This is a genomic window from Arcicella lustrica, assembly GCF_034930985.1.
Classification (GTDB): domain Bacteria; phylum Bacteroidota; class Bacteroidia; order Cytophagales; family Spirosomataceae; genus Arcicella; species Arcicella lustrica.
The window spans coordinates 161,837-176,676 of sequence record NZ_JAYGIM010000015.1; the positions used below are offsets into that span (position 1 = coordinate 161,837).

Sequence of the window (14,840 nt, forward strand, 5' to 3'; positions counted from 1 at the left end):
CTTGAATCGATAATGATTTAAATGCTACTGATTATTCAATAATTTTAAAGCCTCATTTTTGATTCCGATTCCCGAAATGCCATAATGATTAAAAATCTCATTTTGCGAGCCACTTACGGTATATTCATCAGGTAATCCAATAATTTTAAAAGGCTTAGTTAACTGATTTTGAAGTAAAAAAGAAGCACAAGCTTCGCCCAAACCACCATAAACACTGTGTTCTTCTACCGTAATAATTGCTTTACATTGTTGGGCGTATTGAGCAATCAATTCTGTATCAAGTGGTTTTATGGTGTGCATACTTATCACGGCGGCATGAATATTTTCAGTTGCCAATTGTTCTGCGGCTTGCAAAGCTGGATATACTGCTTCGCCAGTGGCAATGATTACAATATCTTTTCCTTCTTTGATGACTCTTCCTTTTCCAAACTCAAATTTGGTATTGGTTTCGCTTAACAATGGCATTACTTTTTTGCCAAAACGAATGTAAAAAGGCGAATCAGTTGCAGCAGCTTGGCTGATAGCTTCAGCGGTTTCAAAATTATCGGCTGGTGCAACAACCGTAAGATTATTGATGGCACGCATCACGGCAAAATCGTGCAAACTGTGGTGCGTACTTCCTAAAGCGCCATAACTTACGCCAGCACTGATACCGATAAGTTTTACTGGATTATCGGAATAAGCCACATCATTTTTGATTTGCTCTAAAGCTCTTGCCGCTAAAAAGCAAGCTGGCGAAACGGCAAATACTTTTTTGCCAGATGAAGCCAAACCTGCCGCCATGCCTACTAAATGCTGTTCGGCAATGCCTACTTCTACGATTTGTTTCGGATATTTTTGTCCGAATGGGACTAACTTTCCTGAACCTCTTGAGTCACTGGTTACTACCAATAAATTCTTGTCGGTTTCTGCCAATGTTTGGAGTACTTCTGAAAAAACATCCAAATTGGCTTTATCTTTTGTAGCGATATTATCAATTGTTGCTCCCAATTTCTTAAGCGATTTAAGGGTTTAAGCTAATTCTAAAAGACTTTCTTGAACGCTCGTCAATTCTTCAATAGCTTGCTGATATTGTTCTGGAGAAGGTACTCCATGATGCCATTTCAAGGTATTTTCCATGTAACTAACGCCTTTCCCTTTTACGGTTTTGGCAATAATTACACTTGGTTTTCCAACTTCAAAAGGTAAAGCATTGAAAGCTTCTTGAAGGGCTTCAATATTATTACCATCAATAATTCTAACTGCCCAGCCGAAGCTTTCAAACTTTTTGTCTAGTGGTTCGGTATTACATACTTCATGCGTTGGTGCAGTAATTTGTAAGCCATTCAAATCAACAATGGCACATAAATTATCTAATTTATAATGCGCTGCTGAAAGTGCGGCTTCCCAATTACTTCCTTCGGGCAATTCGCCATCACCTAAAAGGGTAAATACTTTATAATCAACATTATCTAATTTAGCAGCTAGGGCATTTCCACAGCTCATCGAAAGTCCGTGACCTAAAGCACCAGTATTTTGCTCAACGCCATTTACTTTTTTGGTTGGATGACCTATATAATAAGATTTGTACTGACAAAGTGTTTCTAAGGCTGATTCTGGGAAGAAACCTTTGTCGGCTAAAACGACATACAAAGCTTCTACACAATGTCCTTTACTTTGAATGTATCTATCACGAAGCCCAGATTTAAAATTCTCTGGATTTACGTTCAGTACATCATTATACAATACATTCAAAATATCAATACAAGAAAGTGAACCACCTGTATGCCCAGCTTTTGCTTGATAAATGTATTGCAGTATTTTCTTGCGATATTCAACTGATTTAAGTTGTAACTCTTTGGTTGTCATAAGAAATCTTTTTAATGAAAAATATTACCTTAGCATAGTTTGGCTGGCTCGATTGTGTTATCATCAAGCTTGATTCTTCCAATATCCAAACCTTTTCACATACTATTTTCTAATGGTAATGATTACTCTTTGATAACTGGTCAATTCTGGTGTTCCATTGTCAACTGCTTCAAGAATCAAATGAATGGTTTGTCCTGCCAAAGCTTCTTTGGGTATTTGAACTTCAGTTTGAATTGCATTAGTATTCAAGATATTCACCACAGGCTGCGATGCTCCTCCTTCAAATTGCCACCATTTTACAGCTACTTTATTGCCATCAGGGTCTGAAACAAATCCATTCAATCGAATTTTTTCACCCGGTGCCGCCATGATACTAAGTGGACCTTCTACTCTAACAATCGGTTGATGATTTGCACCTGAAAATTTCGAGGTGACAGTCCATTGCATTCTTGTCGCAAAATCTTTTTGTGCTTGTGGGAAAAAATTAGGATAAAATGCCTTTTCTTTAGACGAATTATTTGCATTAGTAAGCACATTCGCCATCGCATTTGCACTGGTGTCTGTCAATGAGAAGAAAGAAATTGAAGCGTCATTTTGTGCAATTGAACGTCCACCCCAACCACCATAAACACCATTTTCATAAGCTCTTAAGCCATTCCCAAGCATATTCATAAAAGTATGATTGTCGCCTTCGCCCAACCATGAACCTTTTTCTTGGACAGGCATCCATACGGCATAACCCATCTTTTTTAGTTCCTCGTTTGTATAACCAGATAAGCCAAAGTAATCTAAAATATCACCTTTTACCATTTGCTTTCCATCTCCCCAAACTCTGTATAAATTCCCCAATGAACCACGACTACTAATATTTTCCTTCATCCAAGTAGCGGTCAGAAAAGTAGCGTCTTCCTTTTTCGCATTCAATTGAGCACCATATCCATAATTCGGACTATTTTTGAACTGGCGATATTCGATGTTGGGCCAATTGGGCTTTATATAAGTTGCATAAGTATCGTCTTGGTCACCAGAAGGAAGTAATACCACTTTTCTGGCTATTTTTTTTTGAATGGCTTCCCACTGAACAGTATATTGATATTGCTCCTGAATAGATTTTAATGCTCTAGCAATAGTACTTTGTCCACCCCAAGCAGTGATAAATAACTGACCCGGTTTATCATCCAAAATAAGCGATTTGATAAGTTCAGAACCCGGAGAATCCTTTGAAATATCTCCATCAAATTCAATATTCCCAAATCGAATTTTCGATTTTAGATATTCGGGGGTTGGATAATTTGCATTGTGAATTTTTAGATTCGGATATGATTTTTCATAAGCTCCCACAATGTCGTGAATAAAATGTTCGTCTTTTGCCCAACGCCAAGATTCACAAGGACAAAGGTTTAAACCAAAACGACTGTATTCTCTTCTTGGCACCGACCATTTTGTTCCTTTTCCATCACCAGTCCAGTGAAAACCGCTACTTGCATAAATCAAGCCTTCTATTTCGAGGTCAGTACTATAAAGCAAAAAGCGAATCAACGAGTTGTTGTCATCTAATTCAGGGTCTGCCGTAATAACAATTCTCGGCTTTTTTTCTTTGCTTAAAGTCTGTGCAAATCCTTCTTTGTGAAGAACAATTACAGTCATCAGTACGACTAAACTGAAAAGCATTGATTTTTTAAAATAAATAGCGATTGTTCTCATGTGGAAAAATTGTTCAAATGATACTATTTCAAATCCTTCGTTTTAGACTAATGTTGGTACACTTCCCAGCCCATGTAATTACTTAATGCTTCTTTCAATACGCCAGCTGTTTTTGAAGCATTCATTACAACGTGATGTTCAAAACCATTTCTACAAACGTATTGCATTAAACCCTGTAAATCATTGATTTGCGCTACAGCTCTATTACCAAAAGTTTTTAAGGCATCATCTGTCAATTCACCTTCACCAATATAGGCTTTGATAATTCCTTTAGGGTCATCTGTACTAATTCTTCCGAAAGTCAAAGGCATTGCTGGCGTGCGTCCGTCTAAAGCTCCATAAGTATTTTCAACACCTACCGAAGTACCCAATATTGGGGCATTGCTGATTTGAATATCAGGTAAGAATGATTTCGCCCAGTTTCCACAGTGGAATAAAACGCATTTTTCGTCATCATCTGCATAATTGTTATTCCAGTCAACCAATGCACTTGGCGAGCCCGAAGCCAACTGCATAGCGTACATACTGAGCGTTCCTGTCACATCTACTTCGCAAGCACTTGGTAGCATATTTTCGCTCATGATACTCATACTTGTACAAACATTACAGCCGTAATTTTTCTGTAGAGAAGTCCAACATTGAATAGCTGTAGCATCCAAAGAGTGTTCTAGCATGAAATTATTCAATACTGCATCTAATTTCGCAATCTGAATCATGGCTTCGCTTGGCGTTTTGCCGATAGGCGTGTAAGCCAAAATTTTCTCTAAACGGTCTTTAACGATGGCATCGTCTTTTGTCAATTTATTGGCATTTCCGAGAATTTCAGAAAGGTCGCTAGTAACGACAGAAATGCCATTTCTTTGTAAGATTTTCTCGCTATAACGTACCGTATTGAATGCTCCCGGTCTAGCACCGATAGCCCCTATACGTACATTTTTCAAACCACGAACTACTTTACAAACTGATAAGAAATCTTGTAAATCCTTAATAAATTCTGCATCGTTCGGACGCATTACGTGTTTGGTCGTAAGTGTGTATTTGATACCGTATTGATACAAATTATTACAAACCGAAATTTTACCACACCAAGCATCTCTTCTACGAGCAACATCCAATTTATCCAAATCGTCTGGATATGCTTGTACTAAAACAGGAACATTTAGATTCGCTAATTTCAAACTATCGGCAACACCTTTTTCATCACCAAAATTGGGAAGTACCACCCACACCCCAATAATTTCTTCCGCATGTTGTTTGAATAAATTCGCACATTTTTGGGCTTCTTGAAAAGTTTCTACTCCACCCAACTTAGAAGTATTACTGTCTAAAACAATTGGATTTATTCCAAGCGAATGGCAAAGGTCAATTACTTCTACCCTAGCCTTTTCAACCAAACTATCAGGAAAAAAATCTCTATTCCCAATGATAATCCCCAAACTTAATGCAGCTTTTGACATATCTTTTTCTATAAAAAATGTTTATTATTTTTTGAAATCCACAAAGGGTTTTCGATTTTACTAATGTGGCAATAATCCTCTGATAACGAGTAAATGTTGGCGTTCCGTTGTTTTTTATGCTAAAATCTAAGAAATACTTTCTCCTTTTTTAAGCTATTGAACAATTGAAAGCAAGTATTTTGAGTATTCAATGTGGTGTAAGACAAAGACAGCATCCGTAATTTGTGCGAAGCTTTTTTATGTTTTTGATTGAAATTTTAAATAAAATTGAGCTTTTGTATTGGATAATCATTGCGAGTTAGTGTTTGAAATACTCAAAAACACTAACTCACAATTTACTTTCACAAACTTCACTATTCGGCAATAATAATTTCTATTTCATTTTTCTCGAAATGCAATTTATCATCCTGATTGATTTCGTTGTCGGTAATGATATAATCAATCAGCGACAAAGCACCCAAACTTGCAAAAGCACTTTTTCCAAATTTGGTAGAATCTGCTACTAAATAAGTAGTTTCTGCGGCATCAATCATGGCTTTTTTCACCACAATATCACTGATACTTGGATACGTCAACCCTGCTTTCAATGAAATTCCAGCCGTTGCCAAAAACAACTTTTGAACATTGATTCCTTTAAAAAAATCTGCTGCTTTTTGTCCTGTTAATGATAAGGTTGGCGGTTTAAATTCACCTCCCGTCATAATTACTTCTATGCCTGGCTCAGTTCCCAACATCATGGCAATATTCAAAGCATTCGTAATTACAGTCAGATTTCTAAAGCCTTTCAATTTCTTGGCAATTTCAGTAACAGTTGAACCAGAATCTAAAATAATGGTATCGCCACTCGAAATAAACTCCAAACATTTCAAAGCAATTTTCTCTTTTTGCTGAACATTCAAATCATTATGAGCTACAGTAAATTCACGCACATGGTCTTCAATATTTTTCAAATATGCTCCACCGTGTTCTCTGATAACTAAATCATCTTTTTCCAACTTTTCTAAATCCTGACGAATGGTCACTTCGGTGACTTTAAACAATCTGGCAAGATCAGTTACTTTGGCTAAACCATCTTCTTTTAAGAGGTCTAAAATCTTTTCTCTGCGCTGATTTGGCAACATATTCTTGATATTGAAACAAAGTTAAACGAAACAAAAACAAAAACAAAAGAAAAATATCGAAAATATTTATTTTACTTTTACCTTTGTTAAATAAATTAATACCAATTCAATCTTCTATTATTCATATATTTACAAAAATACAATAAACAAATGAAAACAAAAGCAATTCTATTCTTTTTGATTAGTTTCTCTTTAGTAGTACAGAGTTACTCGCCCATTCAGGCACAAAAAAGCAATATAAACACAAAAAGTCGTACCATCATTACAACCGATGGAGAAATAGATGACGTTGATTCTTTCATCAGAATGTTATTGTATGCCAATGAATTTAAGATTGAAGGTTTGGTTTACAGTAGCTCGCAATGGCATTATAAAGGCGACGAAAAAGGCACAATGTTTATTTCTGAAATGGAAAATACTGCCAAAAGGTATGGAAAACGCACAGCTTTACGCTGGCCAGGCACTACTTGGATACAAGAACTATTAGCCGAATATGAAAAAGTGCATCCAAATTTATTACAACATGACAAAACTTTTCCAAGCGCAACCGCTTTACGAAAATTAGTAAAAGTGGGTAATATTGACTTTGAAGGTGAAATGGATAAGGAAACAGAAGGCTCTGAATGGATTAAAAATATATTACTTGATAATAATCCTCAACCAATATATTTACAAATTTGGGGTGGAACCAATACAGTAGCCCGTGCTTTAAAGTCAATCGAAGATACTTATAAAAACACCAGTAAATGGGCAGAGATTTACGAAAAGGTTTCTAAAAAAGCCATTATTTATGCCGTACTCGACCAAGACGCTACTTATAAAAAATATATCGCTCCGAATTGGCCCAAAATAAAGGTTTTCTATAATTCAGACCAATTTTGGTGCTTTGCTTATCCTTGGCCAAGAGTAGTTCCAAATGAATTACAAGCGTTTTTACGTGGTGAATTTATGGCAAAAAATATCATTCAAAAACATGGACCTTTGCTTGAAAAATATTATGCTTGGGGCGATGGACAAAAACAAGCTGGCGATGAAGAACATACTCATGGCAACATGGCAGATGCTCAGAAATATAAAATGACTCAGTATGATTTTATTTCTGAAGGCGATTCTCCTGCTTATTTTCAGTTATTGGATGTTGGTTTAATGAGTAAAGACCATCCAGAATATGGAGGTTGGGGAGGAAGAATGGTACAATCAAAAGATAATCCTCATCGTTGGGAGGATGGCAAACATGTAACTGACTTTAACCCTTTTACGAATAAACAAGACGCCTCTTTTCCTCAAACCCGTTGGATTGAAGCCTTGCAATTAGACTTTGCTGCAAGAGCAAATTGGTGCATCAAGCCATTTAAAGAAGCGAATCATGCCCCAAAAATTATAGTTAAAGGTAATACCATCAAAAAAGTAAAAGCGGGTACAAATATTACTTTAGAAGCTTCGGCAATTGACCCAGATGGAAATGCGGTAGATTTTAAATTCTGGCAATATCAAGAAGCAGGAACTTCTTCTGAAAAAGCAAATATTGACCAAACCTTACCGAATGCAGCAAATATTAGCATTCCAGCTGGATTAAAAACTGGAGAAACGATTCATATTATTGTAGAAGGAAAAGACCGAGGACAACCTGCTTTAATTCGTTACCAAAGAATAATATTGACAGGAGAATAAAAAAGAAACATTTCGAAAATAAAAGAAAGGAAATAGCTCTTAAAATGTAGAAGCCTTCAAAATCAATTGATGTTTTGAAGGCTTCTTTTTTCAAATGATTAATTAATTCTTCACCAACGCTTCCCACAAAATTTCTACGGGATGCTGAGCAATTCTGCCTGTGCCGTCTTTGATTTGATGACGACAACTTGTGCCGGGTGCGGCAATAATTACTTCTGCTGATTGTTTCCTAATCGTTGGGAAAAGTACTAATTCGCCTACTTTCATCGAGACTTCATAATGTTCTTCTTCATAGCCAAATGAACCCGCCATTCCGCAACAGCCTGAAGGAATCAGTTGTACTTCATAATTTGCTGGCAATGAGAGCATTTTTTTTGTGGCTACTAAAGACGATAAGGCTTTTTGATGACAATGCCCGTGTAGTTTTATCAGTTTCTTTTCCTGAGTAAATAATGATTTACTCAATACTTTTCTATCAATTTCCTTTGCAATAAATTCATCAACCAAAAAGGCATTTTGTGCTACTTTTTCCGCATCAGCCAATAATTCTGTTGGTACTAATTCTAAGTATTCATCTCTTAAAGTCAAAATGGCAGAAGGTTCAATGCCCAAAATTGGTGTATTATCATCAACTATTTTTGATAAACTTTTTACGTTTTCAATCGCAATTTGCTTGGCTTCTTTTACCAAACCTTTTGACAAATAAGTTCTGCCACTTTCTAAATGTTCGGGAAGAATTACTTCATAACCCAAAGCTGTGAGTAATAAAATCGCTGTTTTACCAATTTCTACATCGTTATAATTGGTAAACTCATCGCAGAATAAATATACTTTTTTGTCAGTTTTTGTCGAAACTCGTTTTTTATTCCAAGCTCTTAAAGTAGTTTTTCCTAATGTTGGTATCGACCTTTCCTGAGCAAATCCCAGTACTTTTTTGGTAATGCTGGCGGTAATTGGTGTTTTGACAATAAAATTATATAAGGCGGGAAAATTCGATGCCAATGCCTGCGATTTGGTAAAATTACCAATCATTTTTGTACGGAAAGGTACGCCATGAACATCATAATAATGTTGCAAAAACTCTGCTTTCATTTTACCAACATCTACTTTTGAAGGACATTCAGATTTACAGCCTTTGCACGACAAACATAAATCCATTACTTCCTTAATTTCTTGATGGTCAAAACGATTTTCTTGTTCAGAATTAGTTAAAAACTGACGTAAAATATTCGCTCTAGCACGAGTCGTGTCTTTTTCGTTTTTAGTTGCCATATAACTCGGACACATGGTTCCACCTGTTACTTCCGTTTTGCGACAATCGCCTGAACCTGAACATTTTTCTGCCAAACGCAAAATGCCTTCTTGATTACTAAAATCAAAATAAGTATCAATTGTAGGATTTTCTTTGCCCGCTTCGTAACGCAAAAATTCATTCATCGGAGGTGTATTCACAATTTTATTGGCATTGAAAATACTCTTTGGATCGAAAAGTGATTTTACTTCTTTCAGCAAGGTAAAAACTTCCTTGCCCAAAACGCTTTCGATAAATTCACCTCTCAATCGCCCGTCGCCATGTTCGCCACTCAATGAACCATTGTATTTTTTTACCAATTCAGCCGTTTCTTTCAACACTGTTCTGAATAAAGTTTTCCCTTCTTGCGTTTTGAGATTTATCATCGGTTCAACGTGCAGTTCGCCTGCCCCTGCATGAGCATAATACGAAGCATTGATCTGATGTCTCTTCAAAAGTGCCTGCAAATCACCAATATAAGCTGGTAAATCTTCTGGAGCAACTGCACAATCTTCAATCAAATTCACAGGCTGAATATCGCCTTTTAAGTTTCTTATTAATCCTAAACCTGCTTTGCGTACATCCCATGCGGGTGTGGTTTCTGCTCCTTTAACAACTGGATAAGCGTAACCGATGTTGGCTTTTTGGAGGTCGGCAATCAAGGTAGAAGTTTTTTGATTTAAAACTTCGTCACTTTCTTCCATAAATTCCACCATCAAAATCGCCGCTGGGTCACCTTGTATGAAAAAGCGATTTCTCTCGTAAACATGATGCCCTTTCGTAAAATCTAAAATATACTTATCCACCAATTCAGAAGCCATTGGTTGATGTTTCAGAGCAACCAAATTTGCTTGTAAAGAATCTTGAATGGAAGTACAGTGAATGCAAACCAAAGCCGTTTCTTTGGGTGGCAAAGGCAGTAAATTCAGTTTTGCCTCGGTTACAAAAGCTAATGTTCCTTCTGAACCTGCCAATAGTTGACAGAAATTAAAAGTTTTGTTACTTTCTGGCAAAAATAATTCACTATCCACCAACATATCCAAAGCATAGCCTGTATTTCTGCGTTTTAACGTTTTCTTTGGATAAGCTTTTTCAATCGCTTCTTGATTGAATGGATTGTTTAGCGTTCTAAAAATATCTCCATATAATTTTCCTTCTAAAGTTTTAGCATTTACTTTTTTGAAGTATTCGGCTTTTGTCAATGCTCCAAATTCTACTTCCGAACCATCACTTAATAATACTTTGGCTGAAATCAGATGATCACGAGTAGTTCCCCAAACGATTGAATGTAATCCACAAGAATTATTTCCAATCATTCCACCAATCATCGCTCTGTTTGAAGTAGAAGTTTCTGGCCCGAAAAGTAAACCATAAGGTTTGAGAATCACATTCAAATCATCTCTAATAACGCCCGGCTGTACTCTCACCCAACGCTCTTCTTGATTGATTTCCAAAACATTAGTAAAGTATTTTGAAATATCAACCACAATACCTTTTCCAACCACTTGCCCAGCTAAAGAAGTACCTGCCGAACGTGGAATTAGAGTAATTTCAAACTCATTGGCAAGCTTAATTAATGCTTTTATATCTGTTGTATTTTTCGGAATTGCTGCCGCTAAAGGTTTTTCTTGATAGACCGAAGCATCGGTAGAGTAAAGGATTTTTTGAGCATTATGACTAGCAGAATTATCATAATATAATTCACCAGAAAAGCTTTCTTGTAAATACTTAAAATCAGAAATGGTAATTTTAGAAGACATATCGTTAAGAGTAATTTGCTTGTAAAATTAAGGTATTCACCTTCCATAAAATGATAAGAGTAAAACTTTTTTCCAGTCTTACCCACATTTTGCCATTCAACCCATTAATAAACTCCACTTGTCATATCGTAGTTGTTTGTCAAAATTTGTGGTTTTAAATTTATCTTGTTAAATATTAATCTCATTGTATGAAATTCCTCAGACAACTACTTGAAAGTATTCGTTTCGCATGGCAAGCCCTTCGAACTAATTTATTACGTACTGTTTTATCGCTTCTGGGCGTAACTATCGGTATTTTTTCGATTGTTGCTGTTTTTACTTTTGTTGATTCGATGAACATGGGAATTCGTGAACAAATCGACTCATTTGGTAAAGGAGTTGTTTATGTGGGCAAATGGCCTTGGGTAATGAGCAATAATTATCCTTGGTGGAAATACATCAATCGACCAACTATGAAGTACAATGAATTCAAGTATTTATCTGACAATCTTGAAAATTCTCAAGCAATTTCTATCATTGATGGCAGACAAACTACTCTAAAAAACGAGAATAATAGTATGGAAACTAGGCTTATGGGTGTAAGTCAAGATTATAACAAAATTTCAGATGTACTCGTAGAAAGCGGAAGATATTTCTTAAGTAATGAAACCGACAATTCGGCCTTCGTGGTAATTTTAGGAGCTTCTGTCAAAGAAGCTCTTTTTCCAAACCGAGGTGATGTCATTGGTGAAACGATTAAAATAAATGGCATCAAATTCAAAGTAATTGCCATGATGAAGAAAAAAGGAGAAGATTTGATTAGTTTGGGAGGCTCACCAGATGATCAAGCATTTATTCCTTACACTACTTATGCTAGTTTGTTTCAAAAAGACCAGCCTGAACCTGACATCGCTGTAAAAGCTTATGATTGGGATAAAGGACAAGAAACTTTGGAAGGCGAAGTAACAGGATTGATGAGAAGTAGAAGAGGTTTGAAACCTACACAAGACAATAATTTTTCAATCAATCGACTTGATGGTGCTGTAAAATTCTTTGAATCAATCTTCGCAAGTATGAATGTTGGTGGCGGAATTATTGCACTTTTCTCTTTATTAGTAGGTGGTTTTGGAATTGCAAATATCATGTTTGTTTCTGTAAAAGAACGAACAAATATTATTGGCATTCAAAAATCATTAGGGGCAAAAAATTACTTTATATTATTCCAGTTTTTGTTTGAAGCCGTTTTCCTAAGTTTAATAGGTGGTGCAGTTGGAATATTTTTAGTCTGGATGATGTCTTTTATTGACTTTGGTTCTCTCAAATTAGTACTTACTGTTGGTAATGTGATGTTTGGCTTGCTTACTGCAACATTTATTGGCGTATTATCAGGCATTGTTCCTGCTTGGGTGGCTGCAAGACTAGACCCTGTAACAGCTATTCGTTCAAAGTAACAATAACATATATCAAAAATGAAAGAATTGAATATCTTTGTATATATTCAATTCTTTTTTTTGTACATCTAAACAATTTCATTATGGCTTTCAACGACCAAATAAATTCAGCAAAACAAGTAACAATGATTTTTATCAGACGATTATTCATTGGTGTGATAACACTTGGAGTTCTTGTGTTAATGTTTAGTTTTTTAATGACAAAAGTGGCTTATTCTGTTGGAGATAGGGCTGGAGTAATTTCTAAATTCTCTAAAAAAGGAGTGCTGTTTAAAACTTATGAAGGAGAATTGAATGAAGGTGCTCAAGGACAAATGGGAAATATGGTGAATCGACTTTGGGCTTTTACAGTAGATTCCGACGACCCAGCTGTGATTCAAAAATTAGAAGATGCGATGTTAACAGGAAGACGTATCAAAGTACATTATGAACAACGTTACATGAAATTTTCTTGGATGGGCGATACTGAGTATTTTGTTACTGAGGTAGAAGAAGCTCCTCTAAAATAAAATAGAGAATAGTTTTGAGGCTATTCTCTATTTTATTGAGCTATAATTATTGATTACAGATTCAATGTTGATAATACATTGTTCATGTTACGAACAGCATCTGCTGATTTAGCAAATAAAGCCTGTTCAGCATCATTTAATTTATAATCAATGATTTTTTCCCATCCAGTTTTTCCTAATACTACTGGAACACCCAAACAAATATCTGATTGTCCATACTCTCCTTCTAGGAAAACAGAACAAGGAATTACACGTTTTTCATCACGAATGATTGACTCAACAACTGATAAACTTGCTGCACCTGGTGCATACCAAGCCGAAGTACCTAATAAGCCCGTTAAAGTAGCACCACCAACCATTGTATCGGCAGCAACTTTCGTTAAAGTAGCTTCGTCTAAATAATCAGTAACAGGTGTTCCGTTCCAAGTAGCTAAGCGAGTTAAAGGAATCATCGTTGTATCACCATGTCCACCAATTACTGAGCCATGTAAATCGTTTGGAGAAACATTCATCGCTAAAGATAAATAGCATTTAAAACGAGCTGAATCTAAAGCACCACCCATACCAATAATACGGTTTTTAGGTAATCCAGAAGCTTTCAATGCCAAGTAAGTCATGGTATCCATCGGATTAGACACAATTACAAAAATAGCATCTGGAGAATATTTTAGAATATTATCAACTACCGATTTTACAATTCCTGCATTTACTCCTATTAGTTCTTCACGTGTCATCCCCGGTTTACGTGGAAGACCCGAAGTAATCACAACGACATCTGAATTAGCCGTTTTTGAATAATCGTTTGTTACCCCCGTTAATTTAGTATCCCAGCCTAAAATTGCAGCCGTTTGAAACATATCTAGTGCTTTACCTTCTGCAAAGCCTTCCTTGATGTCAAGTAATACTACTTCAGAGGCTAATTCTTTTCGGGCAATGTTATCAGCTGTGGTTGCACCCACTGCTCCTGCACCTACTACAGTTATTTTTGACATAATCGATTGTAAATTAATTGTTTTAGTAAATACGTTCAAAATCTTACGCAAATGTAAACCATTTGCTTATTCACTAACGGTTTATTACAAGTATTTTTTGTAGAATTCTTAGTAAAAGTTTGGTAAATTGTATATTTGCTAAGTTTTAAGGATATGTTCATTCATCGAAGTTTTAAAATTAATCCCATAAATTATGAATAATGAAGACTTAGTTGGCAGAATTCTGAAATCTGTTTTTTTTAAAACTGCTACCAAAAAGGCCGGAAAATATGCAGGTACTGGCTTGGCTGTCCTTGAATTATTAAGAGAGGCACTCATTAAAGCTAAAGATATTGCTAAAAACGAAAATAAAGGTATTGGTCAAGTACTGGCAGAAAGAATTACAACGTTAAGTAGAATGGTGAAAGCTTATGCAACAGGTCAATATAGAATTATTCCTTGGGCAACCATCTTAAAAGTAATTGCTGGACTGATTTATTTTATTTCACCAATTGATTTAATTCCTGATTTTTTACCTTTAGTGGGTTTGTCTGATGATTTGGCTTTAGTAATGTGGTTATTTACTTCCTTAAAAACTGATATTGATAATTTTATTGCTTGGGAAAAAGGAGAATTAATTACAGAATAATGCTTTGCAAGGCTCTGTATGCTTTTATGTACAAAGAAAAACTAAATCGTAAAATCTAAAATCTAAAATCATTGCTTATCTTTACGCAAATATTTAATAACTAAGGACATGATACTGACTTCAATTTATCTAATTTTCAACATGGGCGGTCCAGAATTAATTTTGGTTGGTTTAGCTGTGTTGTTATTTTTCGGTGGTAAAAAATTACCAGAATTAATGAAAGGCTTGGGCAAAGGCATCAAAGAATTCAAAGAAGCACAAAAGGACGTTACGGAACAGATTACTAAGGGCTTAGAAGACGATACAAATACAAAATAGTATTAAAGTATTTTAGCAAAAGCATAGTTGAGATAATTTTCTTCTCTCAACTATGCTTTTGTTTTGTTAATAGATTAGTTTTTTGAATACTTCTCAAAAAATTACAGTTCG

General features: G+C 35.6%; 12 protein-coding genes. 5 read left to right on the forward strand and 7 right to left on the reverse strand.

Annotation, left to right across the window (positions count from 1 at the left end; translation table 11 throughout):
* Window positions 1–24: 24 nt before the first annotated feature.
* From VB798_RS19300 to VB798_RS19320, 5 genes are all read right to left on the reverse strand, one after another.
* Complete coding sequence (locus VB798_RS19300; RefSeq protein ID WP_323261349.1) at window positions 25–990, reverse strand: transketolase family protein; 966 nt, start codon at window positions 988–990, stop codon at window positions 25–27.
* Between the two features lie 21 nt (window positions 991–1,011).
* Complete coding sequence (locus tag VB798_RS19305; RefSeq protein ID WP_323261351.1) at window positions 1,012–1,848, reverse strand: transketolase; 837 nt, start codon at window positions 1,846–1,848, stop codon at window positions 1,012–1,014.
* A 102-nt stretch (window positions 1,849–1,950) separates the two neighbouring features.
* Window positions 1,951–3,552, reverse strand: coding sequence for a DUF1593 domain-containing protein (locus VB798_RS19310; RefSeq protein WP_323261353.1), 1,602 nt, complete (start codon window positions 3,550–3,552; stop codon window positions 1,951–1,953).
* Window positions 3,553–3,599: 47 nt separating this feature from the next.
* Window positions 3,600–5,009: an L-fucose/L-arabinose isomerase family protein gene (locus tag VB798_RS19315; RefSeq protein ID WP_323688875.1), complete on the reverse strand. Its 1,410-nt coding sequence runs from the start codon at window positions 5,007–5,009 to the stop codon at window positions 3,600–3,602.
* Window positions 5,010–5,362: 353 nt separating this feature from the next.
* The gene (locus tag VB798_RS19320; protein ID WP_323688876.1) at window positions 5,363–6,130 is read right to left on the reverse strand and encodes a DeoR/GlpR family DNA-binding transcription regulator; all 768 of its coding nucleotides are present in this window, start codon (window positions 6,128–6,130) and stop codon (window positions 5,363–5,365) included.
* A 150-nt stretch (window positions 6,131–6,280) separates the two neighbouring features.
* On the opposite strand from VB798_RS19320, the gene VB798_RS19325 reads away from it, so the two are divergent.
* Window positions 6,281–7,801 (forward strand): DUF1593 domain-containing protein, encoded by a 1,521-nt coding sequence (locus VB798_RS19325; RefSeq protein WP_323688877.1) that lies wholly within the window; start codon window positions 6,281–6,283, stop codon window positions 7,799–7,801.
* Between the two features lie 102 nt (window positions 7,802–7,903).
* On the opposite strand, the gene VB798_RS19330 is transcribed toward VB798_RS19325, so the two are convergent.
* Window positions 7,904–10,852 carry an FAD-binding and (Fe-S)-binding domain-containing protein gene (locus tag VB798_RS19330; RefSeq protein WP_323688878.1) on the reverse strand — a complete coding sequence of 983 codons (2,949 nt, stop codon included), beginning with the start codon at window positions 10,850–10,852 and terminating at the stop codon, window positions 7,904–7,906.
* A 188-nt stretch (window positions 10,853–11,040) separates the two neighbouring features.
* Here VB798_RS19330 and VB798_RS19335 point away from each other — a divergent pair, with 188 nt between their 5' ends.
* Together VB798_RS19335 and VB798_RS19340 are read left to right on the forward strand one after the other, a co-directional pair.
* The gene (locus tag VB798_RS19335) at window positions 11,041–12,282 is read left to right on the forward strand and encodes an ABC transporter permease (RefSeq protein ID WP_323688879.1); all 1,242 of its coding nucleotides are present in this window, start codon (window positions 11,041–11,043) and stop codon (window positions 12,280–12,282) included.
* An 83-nt stretch (window positions 12,283–12,365) separates the two neighbouring features.
* Window positions 12,366–12,791, forward strand: a complete 426-nt coding sequence (locus VB798_RS19340) for a hypothetical protein (protein ID WP_323688880.1) — start codon at window positions 12,366–12,368, stop codon at window positions 12,789–12,791.
* Between the two features lie 53 nt (window positions 12,792–12,844).
* Here the strand turns inward: VB798_RS19340 and mdh are convergent, their stop codons facing one another.
* Window positions 12,845–13,783: a malate dehydrogenase gene (gene mdh, locus VB798_RS19345; RefSeq protein ID WP_323688881.1), complete on the reverse strand. Its 939-nt coding sequence runs from the start codon at window positions 13,781–13,783 to the stop codon at window positions 12,845–12,847.
* Between the two features lie 193 nt (window positions 13,784–13,976).
* Between mdh and VB798_RS19350 the strand changes: the two genes are divergently transcribed.
* Entirely contained in the window at window positions 13,977–14,411 is a 435-nt protein-coding gene (locus VB798_RS19350) for a YkvA family protein (RefSeq protein ID WP_323688882.1), read from the forward strand.
* Window positions 14,412–14,519: 108 nt separating this feature from the next.
* A complete protein-coding gene (locus tag VB798_RS19355) occupies window positions 14,520–14,729 on the forward strand; it encodes a Sec-independent protein translocase subunit TatA/TatB (protein ID WP_323688883.1) in 210 nt (69 codons plus the stop codon).
* The last annotated feature ends 111 nt before the right edge of the window (window positions 14,730–14,840 follow it).

What these genes read in the sequence shown, in the direction of transcription:
- VB798_RS19305 (WP_323261351.1), bottom strand. Translation starts at nt 1,848, where the DNA reads ATGACAACCAAAGAGTTACAACTTAAATCAGTTGAATATCGCAAGAAA.
- VB798_RS19310 (WP_323261353.1), bottom strand. Translation starts at nt 3,552, where the DNA reads ATGAGAACAATCGCTATTTATTTTAAAAAATCAATGCTTTTCAGTTTA.
- VB798_RS19315 (WP_323688875.1), bottom strand. Translation starts at nt 5,009, where the DNA reads ATGTCAAAAGCTGCATTAAGTTTGGGGATTATCATTGGGAATAGAGAT.
- VB798_RS19320 (WP_323688876.1), bottom strand. Translation starts at nt 6,130, where the DNA reads ATGTTGCCAAATCAGCGCAGAGAAAAGATTTTAGACCTCTTAAAAGAA.
- VB798_RS19325 (WP_323688877.1), top strand. Translation starts at nt 6,281, where the DNA reads ATGAAAACAAAAGCAATTCTATTCTTTTTGATTAGTTTCTCTTTAGTA.
- VB798_RS19330 (WP_323688878.1), bottom strand. Translation starts at nt 10,852, where the DNA reads ATGTCTTCTAAAATTACCATTTCTGATTTTAAGTATTTACAAGAAAGC.
- VB798_RS19335 (WP_323688879.1), top strand. Translation starts at nt 11,041, where the DNA reads ATGAAATTCCTCAGACAACTACTTGAAAGTATTCGTTTCGCATGGCAA.
- VB798_RS19340 (WP_323688880.1), top strand. Translation starts at nt 12,366, where the DNA reads ATGGCTTTCAACGACCAAATAAATTCAGCAAAACAAGTAACAATGATT.
- mdh (WP_323688881.1), bottom strand. Translation starts at nt 13,783, where the DNA reads ATGTCAAAAATAACTGTAGTAGGTGCAGGAGCAGTGGGTGCAACCACA.
- VB798_RS19350 (WP_323688882.1), top strand. Translation starts at nt 13,977, where the DNA reads ATGAATAATGAAGACTTAGTTGGCAGAATTCTGAAATCTGTTTTTTTT.
- VB798_RS19355 (WP_323688883.1), top strand. Translation starts at nt 14,520, where the DNA reads ATGATACTGACTTCAATTTATCTAATTTTCAACATGGGCGGTCCAGAA.